This window comes from Shewanella sp. 0m-6 (assembly GCF_052977325.1).
Genome location: NZ_JBRIMD010000047.1, coordinates 1 through 14887 on the forward strand (window position 1 = coordinate 1; position 14887 = coordinate 14887).

At 44.8% G+C, this 14887-nt stretch carries 12 protein-coding genes; 5 read left to right on the forward strand and 7 right to left on the reverse strand.

Annotation, left to right across the window (positions count from 1 at the left end; genetic code table 11):
• Window positions 1-120 precede the first annotated feature (120 nt).
• The 3 genes from lolE to ACVBJC_RS19770 form a co-directional block, all read right to left on the reverse strand.
• The gene (gene lolE, locus ACVBJC_RS19760; RefSeq protein WP_447162630.1) at window positions 121-1374 is read right to left on the reverse strand and encodes a lipoprotein-releasing ABC transporter permease subunit LolE; all 1254 of its coding nucleotides are present in this window, start codon (window positions 1372-1374) and stop codon (window positions 121-123) included.
• Window positions 1371-2069 (reverse strand): lipoprotein-releasing ABC transporter ATP-binding protein LolD, encoded by a 699-nt coding sequence (gene lolD / locus ACVBJC_RS19765; protein WP_447162629.1) that lies wholly within the window; start codon window positions 2067-2069, stop codon window positions 1371-1373. The genes lolE and lolD overlap by 4 nt, the downstream gene beginning before the upstream one ends.
• 63 nt (window positions 2070-2132) lie before the next feature.
• Window positions 2133-3356 (reverse strand): lipoprotein-releasing ABC transporter permease subunit, encoded by a 1224-nt coding sequence (locus ACVBJC_RS19770; protein ID WP_447162628.1) that lies wholly within the window; start codon window positions 3354-3356, stop codon window positions 2133-2135.
• A 238-nt stretch (window positions 3357-3594) separates the two neighbouring features.
• Between ACVBJC_RS19770 and ACVBJC_RS19775 the strand changes: the two genes are divergently transcribed.
• The 3 genes from ACVBJC_RS19775 to ACVBJC_RS19785 all read left to right on the forward strand — a co-directional run bounded on the left by ACVBJC_RS19775 (window position 3595) and on the right by ACVBJC_RS19785 (window position 8779).
• Window positions 3595-4203: a hypothetical protein gene (locus ACVBJC_RS19775; RefSeq protein WP_447162627.1), complete on the forward strand. Its 609-nt coding sequence runs from the start codon at window positions 3595-3597 to the stop codon at window positions 4201-4203.
• Window positions 4204-4292: 89 nt separating this feature from the next.
• A complete protein-coding gene (mfd, locus tag ACVBJC_RS19780; protein ID WP_447162626.1) occupies window positions 4293-7766 on the forward strand; it encodes a transcription-repair coupling factor in 3474 nt (1157 codons plus the stop codon).
• Between the two features lie 2 nt (window positions 7767-7768).
• Window positions 7769-8779 (forward strand): peptidoglycan binding protein CsiV, encoded by a 1011-nt coding sequence (locus tag ACVBJC_RS19785; protein ID WP_447162625.1) that lies wholly within the window; start codon window positions 7769-7771, stop codon window positions 8777-8779.
• On the opposite strand, the gene ACVBJC_RS19790 is transcribed toward ACVBJC_RS19785, so the two are convergent.
• The 3 genes from ACVBJC_RS19790 to nagZ form a co-directional block, all read right to left on the reverse strand.
• On the reverse strand, window positions 8776-9051 hold the full coding sequence (locus ACVBJC_RS19790; protein WP_447162624.1) for an acylphosphatase: 276 nt from the start codon (window positions 9049-9051) through the stop codon (window positions 8776-8778). The two genes, ACVBJC_RS19785 and ACVBJC_RS19790, sit on opposite strands and share 4 nt — an antisense overlap.
• A 192-nt stretch (window positions 9052-9243) precedes the next feature.
• Complete coding sequence (gene ycfP / locus ACVBJC_RS19795; protein WP_447162623.1) at window positions 9244-9786, reverse strand: alpha/beta hydrolase YcfP; 543 nt, start codon at window positions 9784-9786, stop codon at window positions 9244-9246.
• 73 nt (window positions 9787-9859) lie between these two features.
• Window positions 9860-10867 carry a beta-N-acetylhexosaminidase gene (gene nagZ, locus ACVBJC_RS19800; RefSeq protein WP_447162622.1) on the reverse strand — a complete coding sequence of 336 codons (1008 nt, stop codon included), beginning with the start codon at window positions 10865-10867 and terminating at the stop codon, window positions 9860-9862.
• 393 nt (window positions 10868-11260) lie between these two features.
• Between nagZ and ACVBJC_RS19805 the strand changes: the two genes are divergently transcribed.
• On the forward strand, window positions 11261-12637 hold the full coding sequence (locus ACVBJC_RS19805; RefSeq protein ID WP_447162621.1) for an L-serine ammonia-lyase: 1377 nt from the start codon (window positions 11261-11263) through the stop codon (window positions 12635-12637).
• 91 nt (window positions 12638-12728) lie between these two features.
• On the opposite strand, the gene cysB is transcribed toward ACVBJC_RS19805, so the two are convergent.
• Window positions 12729-13703 carry an HTH-type transcriptional regulator CysB gene (cysB, locus tag ACVBJC_RS19810; protein WP_447162620.1) on the reverse strand — a complete coding sequence of 325 codons (975 nt, stop codon included), beginning with the start codon at window positions 13701-13703 and terminating at the stop codon, window positions 12729-12731.
• 225 nt (window positions 13704-13928) lie between these two features.
• Here cysB and ACVBJC_RS19815 point away from each other — a divergent pair, with 225 nt between their 5' ends.
• Window positions 13929-14705: a hypothetical protein gene (locus tag ACVBJC_RS19815; RefSeq protein WP_447162619.1), complete on the forward strand. Its 777-nt coding sequence runs from the start codon at window positions 13929-13931 to the stop codon at window positions 14703-14705.
• Window positions 14706-14887 lie beyond the last annotated feature (182 nt).

Consider the following 14887-nt stretch of genomic DNA (forward strand, 5'->3'; position numbering starts at 1 on the left):
TAAAAACACTCGGATTTTGCCATCTTATAAAGATCGGTCAACCGATCAATAAACTGCTAAATGATCGGCATTACAGCATCTGCTGGCGTTATTTTTGTCTTATAGAGCTGATAATCAGTATTACCTACCAGCCAAGGCTCTTGCTGGCGGAGTTTGGCTCGCTTTCCATGCGGGATATAAGGTTGCAATAACACTCATTATAAAGGCTAAACAGACAACCGTTACCACATCACCGCTTTTTAGTTCAGAGGGTAAGAAATCAATAAAATACACATCCGCCGATAACAGCTGAACGCCTAATACCGATTCTATCGTACGTGCTATAGCGCTTAAGTTAAGCGAGATCATGACCCCTAATACCCCGCCAATGGCACAGCCCAAAATACCATTAAAGGCGCCTTGTACAATAAAGATCAGCATGATTGATGCTTTTCTCATGCCCATGGTGAGTAAGATGGCAATTTCAGACTGTTTATCTCGCACCGCCATTACTAAGGTCGACACAATATTAAAGCACGCCACCGCAATGACTAATGCAAGCACCAGATACATCACCATACGCACTAGCTGGATATCTTGGTATAAATGGCCTTGAGTACGAGTCCAGTCAGAAATATACACATATTGCTGCTGACTATAACCTAAATCTCTTATCAATCTTGGCGCTGCAAATACGTCATCAACTTTAATACGCACGCCCGAAACACTGTCACCTAAATTCAAGGTCTTGGCGGCATATTGCATCGGGATATAGGCTGTGGTCATATCTAGCTCACCGCCAAGTTCAAAAATGCCCGAAACCACAAAGCGATGACTTTTAGCCGCGCCAATTTTACTTTGTGACTGGCCATTGATATTAGGCATATACAAGCTTAATGACTGACCGACTTTTAAATCTAAACTCTTGGCTAAACCTTTACCTAAAACGATATTATTGCTGTTTTGCTCACTTAGGCTCTGCCAGCTCTTAGCTGACATAAATTGCTGAATATTTGATACTTCCGATTCGGTTTCGATATCAATACCCAGTACTGTTAACCCTTGAAAACCACCGACTTTTTGCACTAAGCCCTGCATACGCACAAACGGCGCGGCGGCAGTGATCCCCGGCACTTTATTGGCATCACTGACAATTGATTGCCACTGATGGATGGGCTCATTGACACCAATTAACTCACCATGTGACACCACGCCTAATAAGCGATGCTCTAACTCTTTTTCAAAGCCGTTCATCGCCGATAAAACCACGATAAGCACGGTTACCCCGAGCGCGATCCCCGCCGTTGAAGCAAACGAGATAAAGTTAATAAACCGATTTGACTGACGCGCTAAATAGAAGCGCCAGCCAACCCACATAGCTAACAGACTTCTCATGCAGTGAATTCCTCGGCTTGCACCAAGCGGCCATCTTTCATATGCAGCTGCCTATCCATTCTTGCCGCGAGGCTTTGATCATGAGTCACCACAACAAATGCAGTGCCCAGCTGCGCAGCAAGTTCAGTGATAAGCTCATATACGGCTTCGCCGCTATTAGCATCGAGATTACCGGTTGGCTCGTCTGCGAGCACTAACTTAGGATCGTTAATCAAGGCTCTGGCAATTGCTACCCGTTGACGCTCACCACCGGACATTTCTGCCGGAGTATGGCTTAACCTATGCCCTAACCCCACCCGCTCGAGCAATGACTTGGCTTTGGCTTCAACCTGTTTACGACGTTGACCTTGAATTAACGCAGGCATAGACACATTTTCAAGCGCAGTAAACTCAGGTAATAGATGATGAAATTGATAAATAAAGCCTAAATTTTCATTTCGTATCTTGGCTTGGCGCTGACTCGATAACTTATACAGGTCCTCTCCAAGCATAGTGACGGTGCCGCTGGTCGGGCTATCAAGCGTCCCCATTATATGTAGCAAGGTACTTTTACCCGAGCCAGAGCTGCCGACAATAGCCAGTTGCTCACCTTTAAATACTTGTAAGTCAACATTATGCAAAACCTCAGTATCGACAGAGCCTTCTTGATAACGCTTGCTGACACCGCTGACTTGTAGCAATAATTCTTGATTCATTGTTAACTCGCTATTGTTACTTATTCTGTTCTTATTCATATCGCCGCTTACTCGTATGTTTGCTTACTCATACCTAAGCGCGGTAGCAGGCTGCACATTAGCTGCTCTAATTGCTGGGTAAACGGTGGCTACCAGTGTTATCACTAATGTACCAACCACAATCCAGGTTAATTGACTCAGCTCTAATTGCACCGGCAAATTTTGCCCGGCTCCCAAGATAGAGATCCCTAAAAGCTGAGTAATCATATTGAGGTTCAAGGTTAACAATACACCAACAGCAACGCCTGATATCAAACCAATAATCGCGTTAAGTGAGCCTTGGATCATAAAGATCCCCATCACGTTCGATGTGGTTAAACCTTGTGTTTTGAGAACCGCAACGTCAGTGGTTTTATCAACCACCATCATCACCAAGGCAGAAACAATATTAAATGCAGCAACGGCGATAATAAGACTGAGCATTAAAGACATCATGTTCTTTTCCATCTTTACCGCCCCGAATAAATGTCCGTAGGTATCTCGCCAATCTGTTGTGGTAACGGGCGTGGCAAATTGGTTAATCACTTGAGGCGCCATTTTTGCGGCGTTAAAGGGATCATCTAAATACAAACGCAGCTCTTTAATTTCACCCGCTTTTTGTCTCATCAAACGCTGCGCGTCATCATGATGAACATAGGCAAGGGTCGCATCGACTTGTGAACCCATTTCAAAAACACCGGCCACAGTAAATTTACGCTGGCTTGGCACGGGGCCCAGTGGCGTATACACCACACCATCGCCGCTCAACACTCGAATTTTATCGCCGGGAGCAACATCGAGCATTCGGGCTAGCTCTGCACCTAGGATGATGCGGTATTTTCCAGATTCTAGTGCGTCAAAATCACCGGAATAAACCTGTTTTGTGGTATTAAGTAAGCTTTTTTCTTGCTCAGGATAGATCCCATAAACCTGCGCGGCGCCTATATTACTCGGCGATTGCACCATGGCTTGAGTTGAAATACTGGGGGTAGCCCCAATCACACCGGGAAGTTCGCTCAGCTTGATGACTTGCTCTGGCCAATCAACAATCGCTGTTTGCGAATGCACAGTTAATTGCGGCACTGCGCCTAAGATCCGCTGTTTAAGTTGACCTTCTAGGCCATTCATGACTGAGCTGACCACAATCAATGCCGCGACACCAAGTAAAATCCCAGAGACAGCAAAGATGGTGATAAATGATGCAAATGCATTGGATTTACGCGCTCGCCAGTAGCGATAACCAATATAAAACGATAATGAAAAATTCATTAAAAAACCCAAATATAATCGACTTAAGCTGAGCTCAATAGCCACGGTAATTAACTGGCTAGCCCCCATTCAAATGGAATAACAGATCCCCAGCGCTTCACAAAAAACCTTAATATTTCCTCAATATCTTTTCAATACTGCTCAAATACTAAGACATTTGCGTGTCTAACCTTGCTAAATCATAAAGATGCGCACGATAATAGGTGTATTAGCCCCCTAAAAACAAGAGGCAAAAGCCTTGTTAACCGACTCTACAGCCTATTTTAGTATTAATCATCCATTTGATGTCTATTTGAGTCCTTGGGATAGTGCTAAACCACTGCCATCACCAGCGCAACTTGGCATGATGCTGCCTACCAGCCTGCAGTTGATTAGCGATGTTAAAGCCCTTGAATCAGATTGCCTTATACAACTGCGCCACCTCGATGATGAAGCAAAAACGGTGGTGGAATTTTTAAAGTTGCAGTCTCGAAAAATTGACATGGTATTGCAACACGTCATGGCCAAAGAGGAATATGAGGGAACTCGCTATACCGGCAGTCATTTCGGTGGTAGTGGCATTACCCTTGTTAGTGCTGCGCCAATTGAACTTGGGCAAATGTTTCAAGTGACATTACACATCAAAGAGGAGCTCGTGGCCCTTCTATGCCTTGCAAAAGTGAAAAGCTGCACCTTGCTTGAAGCTGATCCACAAGTTAATTCTGAAACCGCCTCACAAGCTAGCGCAGCCCAGTATGCCTGCGAACTAACCTTCAGTGTGATCCAAGACAGTGATGTAGAACAACTGGTGAAAGCCAGCTTAAGCATACAGCAGAGGCAACTAAAACTGCGCAAGTTAGCCCGCTAAGACAAACATAATTTTCACTGGCATGAGTTGAGACAAGCCTCTACAATACTTAGCAACTTTACTGCTAATGGACTTGTTTCCTCGCCTTAATGAATGCTTTTTCCGTATTGACTCCACCAGCTGTCAAGAGTGCCAAATTGGCACAAACGCTGTGTACACTTAGCGGCGCAGCCCAAGCGCTAACCATCGCCAATATTGCGAAGCAGCACCAGGGAGTAACCTTGGTTGTGACCGCCGACACGCCTAATGCTATCGGCCTAGAAGCTGAGCTAAGTTACTTACTCAGTGAGCAATCAATACCGATCTGGCTGTTCCCTGACAGAGAAACACTGCCTTACGACAGCTTTTCGCCACATCAAGATCTGGTGTCTCAGCGACTCGAAGCGCTATCTCGGATCCCTCAAGCTCAGCAAAGTGTTGTCATTGTGCCGGTTACCACCTTAATGGTGCGCTTACCGCCGCAATCATTTCTCACTGGCAATGTACTGATGCTAGAAAAAGGCGATAAATATCGTCTTTTAGATGTGCGCGAACAGTTAATAAATACCGGTTACCATGTGGTTGAGCAGGTTTATGAGCATGGTGAATTTGCCGTGCGCGGCTCTATCATCGATATTTTTCCTATGGGCTCGAGCCAGCCTTATCGAATCGAACTGTTTGATGATGAAGTGGAAACTATCCGCAATTTTGACCCAGAGACTCAGCGTTCAAGTAAAGAGATCAATGCGATCCGCTTACTGCCTGCAAAAGAGTTCCCAACCGATGACGCGGCCATTGAAGGCTTTAGACAAAGATATCGCCGCCGCTTTGAAGTCTTAGTCAAAGAGCCGGGTTCGATTTACCAAATGGTCAGCAAGAAAACCATGCCTGCTGGTATTGAAAACTATCTACCGCTGTTTTTTGATGAGACAGCCACTCTTTTTGACTATTTACCGGACAATACCCAATTAGTCACAGTGGGAGACATTGAGTCTGCCACTCAGTCGCACCTTAATGAGGTTGAAGCGCGTTATCAAGATAGACGCGTCGATCCATTAAGACCCTTGTTAGCACCACAAGAGCTGTATCTTCTTACTGAACAGATTTTTTCCTCTTTTAAGGCCCTTCCCCGCTTTGGCCTTAAAAATGAAACTTATACTGGCACAGCTCTTCAAGGTAAAGTCAGCAAGCTACCAGATGTCACCGCCAATCATAAACTCAAGCAACCATTAACTGAGCTTGAAAAATACGTCGCACAGGGCGATCGCCTGTTATTTAGTGCTGAATCAGAAGGCCGCCGTGAAGCCTTGTTAGAGCTGCTCGCTAAGATTGATATCAAGCCAAAGCTATTTAGCCACTTCGATGAGTTTGTTGCCAGCAAGACAAAACTTGGGCTGATTGTTTCACCGCTAGCGCAAGGCTGCATCGTTGAAAAGAAAACAGGCGGTAAATTTAGTTTAATTTGCGAAACAGAACTCTTTGGTCAACGTATATCACAGCGACGCCGTCGTGATAAACAGCGCCAAATAAGCTCTGACGCACTGGTTAAGAACCTCGCCGAGCTCAAAGTAGGACAACCGATTGTTCACTTAGATCATGGTGTAGCGCGCTATCAAGGTCTAGAAACATTAGACACGGGCGGCCTCGTTGCCGAGTACCTAGTGCTTGAATATTCAGGCGGCGATAAACTCTATGTGCCAGTGTCATCCTTGCACCTCATTAGTCGCTACAGTGTAGGCCCCGACGAAGAAGCTTCGCTGAATAAACTCGGTAACGAAACTTGGGCGAAAGCGAAGAAAAAAGCGGTTGAGAAGATTCGTGATGTCGCTGCTGAGCTGCTTGATGTGTATGCCCGCAGGCAAGCACGTCCTGGTGAAGCTTGCCACATCGACCAAGAAGAATATGCTCAGTTTGCTAACAGTTTTCCGTATGAAGAAACCGTTGATCAAGAGACCTCAATTAATGCGGTACTTGAAGATATGCGCTCACCAACAGCGATGGACAGACTCGTTTGCGGTGATGTGGGATTTGGTAAGACTGAAGTGGCTATGCGAGCCGCCTTTGTTGCCGTCAATGATGGCAAACAGGTCGCCATTTTAGTGCCCACGACTCTGCTAGCCCAGCAGCATTATGAGAACTTTAAAGACCGCTTTGCTGATTGGCCTTTCAAAATTGAAGTGATGTCTCGCTTTAAAACGGCAAAAGAGCAAACTCAGGTAATGAAAGATTTGCTCAATGGCAAAGTCGATATCGTTATTGGTACCCACAAATTATTACAATCTGCGGCTAAGTTTGAAAACTTGGGCTTGTTAGTCATTGATGAAGAGCACCGTTTTGGTGTCAGACAAAAAGAGAAGATTAAGGCGTTACGAGCCAATGTCGATATCTTAACCCTAACAGCAACCCCTATTCCGCGAACATTGAATATGGCCATGTCTGGCATGCGCGACTTGTCAATTATCGCCACGCCGCCAGCCAAACGACTCGCAGTAAAAACCTTTGTCAGAGAATATGATGAAGCCACCATTCGCGAGGCATTGCTGCGTGAGATCTTAAGAGGTGGCCAAGTTTACTTCTTGCATAACAGTGTTGAAACCATTGAAAAACGCGCAGCTGAAATAAGTGAACTCTTACCTGAAGCGCGAGTCGTTACCGCCCATGGTCAGATGCGAGAGCGTGAACTTGAGCGGGTGATGTCTGATTTTTATCATCAACGCTTTAACGTATTGGTGTGCACCACCATCATTGAAACGGGTATTGATGTGCCCTCTGCCAATACCATTGTCATTGAACGTGCTGACAATTTTGGTTTGGCGCAGCTGCATCAACTTCGCGGCCGTGTAGGACGCTCACATCACCAAGCCTATGCTTATTTGATGACGCCTCATCCAAAACGAATGACAAAAGATGCCCGTAAACGTCTTGAAGCTATTGGCGCATTAGAGGATCTCGGTGCAGGCTTTATGCTTGCAACCCAAGATTTAGAAATTCGCGGTGCGGGTGAGCTGCTTGGTGACGAACAAAGTGGCCATATTTCTAAGATTGGTTTTACCCTCTACATGGAGATGCTAGAGGATGCGGTTAAGTCACTAAAACAAGGTAAAGAGCCCTCACTTAACCAGATGCTGCGTCATCAATGTGAAATTGAGCTGCGTATTCCTGCGCTATTGCCAGAAGATTATGTCGGTGACGTCAACATGCGTTTATCTTTGTATAAACGCATTGCCAACAGTGAAACGGCTAAAGCCCTTGATGAATTAAAAGTCGAGTTAATTGACCGTTTCGGTATGTTACCCGACGCCACTAAAAACTTGATGGAAATGACACTTTATAAGCACTTAGCCACACAGTTAGGCCTAAGAAAAATCGAAATGCATGCTAAAGGTGGTAGTATAGAGTTTGGTGACAATAATAAGGTTGACCCAACCTTTATCATCGGCTTACTGCAAACTCAGCCCCAAGTATATCGAATGGACGGGCCCAATAAGCTAAAATTTACTATGCCTTCTGAAACAGCTAAAGACAGGCTCGCATTACTGAAACTGTTAATTGAGCAGCTGTTTCAACATCGTCTTGGAGAATAATCGTGTTAGGACTATCTAAAAACAAGCTAAGCGCAGCTTTAGCTGTTAGCCTCTTATCCAGCCTACCCGCAAGTGTATTTGCTGCAGAAGAGCGCTGGTTTGAGGTCGAAGTCTATATCTTCGAACGCGATGTACCCAGCGTAGAGCAGTGGCCAACAAAAGCCACTGAAACACGTAGCCGCAAAACAGTCGACTTTATCACGCCGATGGTCAGTACAGACTTAACTGCTGTGAGTATGGGGCTTAATGGCTGTTCGTCGACTGATTGGGCCACCGACAGCGTAAACTGCAATGAACAAATGAGCAGCGCAAACCATAAAGCCTTGGCCGATGTGCCGATGCAGATAGCAGCAGCAAAGCCTGCTGTGGCACATTTAGGTGATGGCGCAGTGCTATTAGCTCAAAGCCAAAGTCAATTTAGCGATATTATGGCGACAATTTCTCGCGAAAAAGGCACCCACAGCCTGTTACACATGACTTGGCAGCAATCAATGCTACCGCGTAATCGCGCCGTACCAGTAAGACTTTACTCTGGACATGACTATTCTGAAGAGTATGAGTTCAGCGGGCAGCCAATTAAAGCATCGGGGGCAGCCTCTGAGTTTGGCAACTTCGACTTTATGGGGTCACAATTTACTGCCGATGCAAACAAACCCGTATGGAAATTTGACGGCACCATTAATATCTATCTACAGCACTATCTGTTTATCGAAACTGATTTTAGATTACGCGAGCCAGGCAGCAAAACCGTTTTAGTGGCTAAAAATGAACTCCGCGCATCGGCTAATGAAATAGAAGCAGGAATAGCAGCAACAACGCCTCAAGAGGTGACAACACCTTACCTTTACTCTATCCCTATGCTACAAAACCGCAGGGTACGCAGTGACGAGGTGCATTACTTTGACCACCCCAAAATGGGCATGATCATTCAGATAAGAAAAATGGAGCAACCTACTGCTAGTGTCGTAGAAACGAGCACAGACACTGCTGCAATGCCTCTATCCACTTTTTAAAGCTGAATAATTGAAAAGTCGAGGTAGATCTCATCTGCCTCATCCTCTTCGACAATAACCTCAGAGACTCGTGACATGGGTGCCCCAATGTGGCACCAGCTAATCAGTTTGTCGACGGCAGGGTAGCCACCTTGGGCTAAGATCTGCACCGAACCATCACTAAGGTTACTCACGTATCCAGTCACGCCAAGCGCGTTGGCCTGCACCAGTGTACTTTGTCGATAGGAAACCCCTTGCACCTTTCCCTTCACGTTAATCATGACACGCTTCATAGTCTATTCCTTAGATGGGCGTTAAAATCTTTGTACTGAACTCTTTATACTGATTGGGTTAATCAAGGATTTAACTTATCAATAAGATAACCCAAAGCCCTGCATTGGGCAAAAAATACCCATAAAAAACCACTTATAGCAAGCTTGCTATAAGTGGTTTTATTGGACTTCGATCCTAACCCTAAAACTAGCCTAAAGTTGGCCTTTAAACTCTTTAATTCGGTTTAGCTGTCCAGCCAGTGATACGAATTTATGCCGCTGCTCTTCATCCCACGCAATAGCGTAATAATCCTTTAGCCTCGACTCGACTTGTGAATTGTCGTTAACCTCATCTTGCCTTGCTAAAATACACAGTGACTTACCCGCGTTTAAACCGCGAAAATCCTTCACACACTTATTAGCGATATCGCTGTACTCTTCAGGCCTATCAATATTGCCGACCATGTTCTCTTGAGGCATTAGGTTTGGATTAATGAGTACCGACTTAACCCCATTTAGAAAACCAATCCGCTCAGCCCAATATCCGCCTAAACCAACACCAATAATTAACGGTGACTCATCATCAGACGATGCGATTTGTTTACTCACTTCATTCAGTAAATGCTGCATATCGTTTTTGGGATGCTGGGTGCTATAACTGACTAAACGTACATCATCGTCAATAAATTGCAGTTGACGCATCTTGTCATGATTACCTGGGCTTGTAGCATCAAACCCATGAAGATAAAGGATCATTGTATCCCCCAAAATAATTTATTCATCATTAATGTTAGCCAACCTATCAAGCAATGGTTACCTTTGTGTTGCGCTAAATCAAACTTTTAGCAATAGACTTAGCGTGCTCCCAGCGCTCATGATCTTCAAGCGCTTTAGCGACTTGTTTAGCGTTAGGTTTTAATAAATTAGCACTTAACCCCTTATCATCACTCGGCCACTGAACACCTTTAAGTACCTCTGTCGCGCCATCGCTATCGTTACAGACTAAAATCATGTTGCAGCCCGCATCAATTGCAGCCTGTGCCCTTGCCGTGTAACCGCCAGCGACTGCGGCGCCCTTCATCCCGAGATCATCAGAGAAAATCACCCCGTTGAAGGCTAACTGCTGGCGCAAGACACCTTGTAACCAAAATGAAGAGAAGCCCGCAGGCTGGCTATCCACTTTAGGATAAATAACATGCGCTGGCATAATGCCTTGTAATCGATTCTTTTCGATTAACGCCTTAAATGGCTGCATGTCATTAGCAAAAATCTCATCTTTGGTGCGCTCATCAACGGGCTTAGCAATATGAGAGTCGGCTTCGACGCTGCCATGGCCAGGAAAATGTTTTCCTACCGCGCACATACCCGCTTGCTCCATACCATCAATAAAGGCCCCCGCAAGTTCGACCACCTTAGCCTTATTAGGGCTAAAGCTTCGAGTGCCGATCACTTGGCTCACCCCGTTCAAATCCAGTACCGGTGCAAAGCTCAAATCGATATCAACGGCTAACAATTCAATGGCCATGAGATAACCTAGCTCCGTAGCCCACGCTTTAGCTTGTGCCATATCGCCTTTGGCCGCGGGTAAAATATCCCCCATTGCAGGTAGAACAGTAAAACCTTCACGAAAACGCTGCACTCGCCCGCCCTCATGATCGACAGCGATAACAATGTCAGGGCGTACAGCTCGAATTGATTGAATAAGCGTAACTAACTGGGCACGGTCGACATAATTACGACTAAATAGAATCAATCCACCTATCATAGGATGCGCTAATTGTGCTAATTCAGCAGCACTTAGCTCTGTGGACTCGATATCTAACATCAAATAACTCATATAACCCTCTAAATTTTAATCCCGATGACGCTAAAGCTTAAGTAGGTCTGTAATAGCCCTAGCCTTAAGCACATAACAAAATTCCCAATAAATGACTGTTAAACAACACTTATTAATAAAAGTGACAGACTAAAAAATGAAAATATTGTTAACAATGTACAATTAGTTTATCTAATGTTTAAAAATTGCATACAAAAAAACTAATGGTAGAGAAAAAGCTAAAGTATGGGATACTTTTTCGCACCAATGAATTCAAGCAACTAAGATTAACATCAAGCATCGTTTCTACACGCTGAATAAATGAAATATATCAAGAATAGAGTCATTCCTCCATTCAGTTCTATCTTAGCGAATTGGTAATTATTATAACGACTAGAGCAATAAAGGTTTAGCATGATTAGTGTATTCGACATGTTCAAAATCGGCATCGGGCCGTCAAGTTCTCATACTGTGGGCCCAATGAAAGCCGGCAATATATTTATCGAACAACTGCAAACATTAGGGTTACTCGACAGCGTTGATGAGTTACGTTCTGAGCTGTTCGGCTCTTTAGGTCAAACGGGTAAAGGTCACGGTACCGGTAAAGCAGTGATTTTAGGCCTTATGGGTGAAGCCCCTGATACGGTCGATACCGACCGAATCGATGCAATCCTAGAGCAAGTCAGTGACAATGAACACTTACTCCTTGCCTCTGGTCGTAATGTCATTTTTACACGTGCAAACGGCATAACTTATCATAGACGCAAGAGCCTCCCCGCTCACGCCAATGCTATGACTTTATATGCATATAAAGAAGGAAAATGTATTTATGAGCGTACTTACTACTCTGTAGGCGGCGGTTTTATTCTCGATGAAGATGAAATTAAAGCCCAAGACGCATCACCTGCCGCGCCTATCAAAGCAGCCCCATTTGACTTTAACTCTGCGCAGCAATTATTAGCCCTTTGCACCGAAAATGGCTTTAGCATTTCATCACTCATGATGGCCAATGAACTGAGCATTGCCGATGCTGACGATATTCATGAGCAATTATGGCAAATTTGGGAAACCATGAAGACCTGTGTTGAGCGTGGCTACCATAAAGAAGGCATACTGCCTGGAGGGCTAAAGCTTAGACGCCGTGCACCTTCACTTTACCGTCGTTTAAAAGCGGAAGGGAAAAACTGTGTTGACCCACTCACAGCGATGGATTGGGTAGACCTATTTGCACTTTCTGTTAACGAGCAAAATGCCGCTGGCGATCGTGTTGTCACCGCTCCCACCAATGGCGCAGCGGGGATCATTCCGGCTGTACTCTGTTATTACGACATGTTTGTGCAAGAAGTTGACAGAGATGTTTGTTCACGCTACCTACTTACTGCCGCAGCGATTGGTATTCTGTATAAGAAGAATGCGTCGATCTCTGGCGCTGAAGTCGGCTGTCAGGGTGAGGTTGGCGTAGCTTGCTCAATGGCTGCAGCTGCACTGACAGAAATCATGGGCGGCACTGTAGAACATGTTGAGAACGCCGCTGAAATAGGTATGGAGCATAACCTAGGGCTAACCTGCGATCCCGTTGGCGGCCTTGTACAAGTACCTTGTATTGAGCGTAATGCCATGGGTGCAGTTAAAGCGATTAACGCCTCTCGCATGGCGATGCGCGGCGACGGTAACCATAAGGTATCACTCGATAAAGTGATTAAGACCATGATGGATACCGGTAAAGATATGCGCAGCAAATACAAAGAAACTGCTAAAGGCGGTCTAGCGGTTAATATTGTAGAGTGTTAATCACGGCTTTTTGTATGGCTTAATCGCTGTGCGTCTAAAAACAAAAAACCTCGCTTTAAGCGAGGTTTTTTATTGGTTAGCGAACGTATTATTAGCGAACTGGAAGCTCAATATCTTTGAACATCGCTTCTATCTGCTGCGCATCTCTTAACGCTACCGCTTGTTCTACAACGGTTCGAGTCAAATGCGGCGCAAAATGCTCGATAAAATCATACATATAAGTACGTAAGAAATTACCTTTTCTAAAGCCAATCTTTGTCGTGCTATGGGCAAACAGATGACTTGCATCGATGGCGACAAGATCTTTATCCATATGCTCATCAATTGCCATTGAAGCAATCACGCCGACACCAAGACCCAGTCTGACGTAGGTTTTAAGTACATCGGCACTCGTGGCACTAAATACAACTCTAGGTTCAAGTCCGGCGCGGTTAAACGATTTTTCGATTTCAGATGCGCGGTCAAACCCAAACACGTAGGTGACCAGCGGAAAACGCGCAAGATCTTCAATGCTAATATTGCTTCTGGACGCCAGAGGGTGATCACGCTTCACCACAATAGAGCGATTCCAGTGATAGCAAGGCAGCATGATTAAATCACTGTACAGATGCATAGCTTCTGTCGCGATAGCGAAATCAGCGTCGCCTCTAGCGGCCAACTCGCTTATCTGTGACGGCGTACCTTGATGCATATGCAAATTAACTTTTGGATAGCGGTCAATAAAACCTTGAATGATATGCGGCAGCGCATAACGCGCTTGCGTATCTGTAGTGGCAATATTCAGCTCACCTTGATCTGGCTTAGTGTACTCTTCTGCCACTTTCTTGATGCTTTCAACCTTGCCAAGAATATCATTAGCAATGTTTATCACCTGTAGTCCCGCAGGAGTCACATGAGTGAGGTGTTTGCCGCTACGGCCAAAAATCTGGATCCCAAGCTCATCTTCAAGCATTCGTACCTGTTTACTTATACCGGGCTGAGATGTGTACAGATTTTCCGCTGTAGCAGAAACATTGAGATTGTGATTTACGACCTCTGCAATATATCTAAGTTGCTGCAACTTCATCTTTTATCCTTCCAATGGGCAGGCTCAGTACCTGTCTAGTAAATAAGTAATGACGCATTTACTATAATTATTGGTTATAGTACAACGCAATAATTAAATCAAATGGAATATACCATAATTGTCGATCTCTGCGAAGGACTTATATAGAAACCATGATGAAGATTACTACCCTAGAATGTTGATTTATAGTAGCATTAACCGAATTGTAAATTTATTGGTTTCAGTATGATATTTGCTTCAGTCTTGGTTTTGCTCGGCGCTCTATTACTTCTAGTAATAGGTATTAGCATCATTCAGCAACAAAAAGCCCGTGTTGAAGCTGAAAGGCGCATAGAGCTTGCTCGTCAACGTGCAGTGATAGATGAAACTGAAGAAGTTTTATCCAATACAGGCCTTATCCCCTGCTCTTCAGGTATTCTCTTAGTCCTTTATCGAAGAGTCGAAGACGCCTTGTCTACTGCGCTTCCCCTTGCCGCAAACCAAAGTAACGATTATGAGCGTCGTCTTATCGATGTTCGTACTCAGGTACAGGCGCTGCAAACCAGCCCAAAAACCGCCCCTGCTATTGAGCTATTTCGCTTACCTGATAATGATAGGCAAATACTCACTCTGGTACAGACTCTAAAGAAGATGAAAGCGATTCTTCGAGCCGAACACAGCAAGGGAAAAGTTGAGCCTAGCGTTTTCAGCCAAGAAGAGATCCGAATCGATAGCTTGCAACTACGCATTAACGTCGACTCCATGCTTGGAAGAGGCCGTGCAGCTTGTTTTATGAAGCAATATGGTTCAGCTAAGCAAATGGTGACAAAGGCACTCGCTACCTTGCATACGATCAAGGCACAAACTCCCAATGACCCGTTTATTGCCCGTAAAGTTGAAGAAGCTAAAGCCATGCTTGAGGAGATCACTGGCGCTCAGAAAATCGCTCACCCGGTAGCCAGTAAAGCCAAAGGTGATGACGATGATATTGATGTGTTGTTTCAACCGAAGAAGAAGTGGTAAAGCTAAGCATTTTTGAATGGGATGATAGCGGCCGTTAACTGATGGCAACAGCATCATTAACCTGTAAGCATATAATCTATAAATACAAAAAAGCCCCGATAATACGGTAATGCCGTTCACTTAAGGTGAACGGCATTTTTATTTTTGGCATACCGTTGAGGCCTTGGTTTTACTGTTCTGGG

Excerpts from the sequence above, each read along its gene's own strand:
- ycfP (WP_447162623.1), bottom strand. The coding sequence starts at position 9,786 with ATGATCCTTTATCTTCATGGGTTTGATGCTACAAGCCCAGGTAATCAT.
- mfd (WP_447162626.1), top strand. The coding sequence starts at position 4,293 with ATGAATGCTTTTTCCGTATTGACTCCACCAGCTGTCAAGAGTGCCAAA.
- lolD (WP_447162629.1), bottom strand. The coding sequence starts at position 2,069 with ATGAATCAAGAATTATTGCTACAAGTCAGCGGTGTCAGCAAGCGTTAT.
- ACVBJC_RS19805 (WP_447162621.1), top strand. The coding sequence starts at position 11,261 with ATGATTAGTGTATTCGACATGTTCAAAATCGGCATCGGGCCGTCAAGT.
- ACVBJC_RS19770 (WP_447162628.1), bottom strand. The coding sequence starts at position 3,356 with ATGAATTTTTCATTATCGTTTTATATTGGTTATCGCTACTGGCGAGCG.
- nagZ (WP_447162622.1), bottom strand. The coding sequence starts at position 10,867 with ATGAGTTATTTGATGTTAGATATCGAGTCCACAGAGCTAAGTGCTGCT.
- ACVBJC_RS19815 (WP_447162619.1), top strand. The coding sequence starts at position 13,929 with ATGATATTTGCTTCAGTCTTGGTTTTGCTCGGCGCTCTATTACTTCTA.
- ACVBJC_RS19790 (WP_447162624.1), bottom strand. The coding sequence starts at position 9,051 with ATGAAGCGTGTCATGATTAACGTGAAGGGAAAGGTGCAAGGGGTTTCC.
- lolE (WP_447162630.1), bottom strand. The coding sequence starts at position 1,374 with ATGAGAAGTCTGTTAGCTATGTGGGTTGGCTGGCGCTTCTATTTAGCG.
- cysB (WP_447162620.1), bottom strand. The coding sequence starts at position 13,703 with ATGAAGTTGCAGCAACTTAGATATATTGCAGAGGTCGTAAATCACAAT.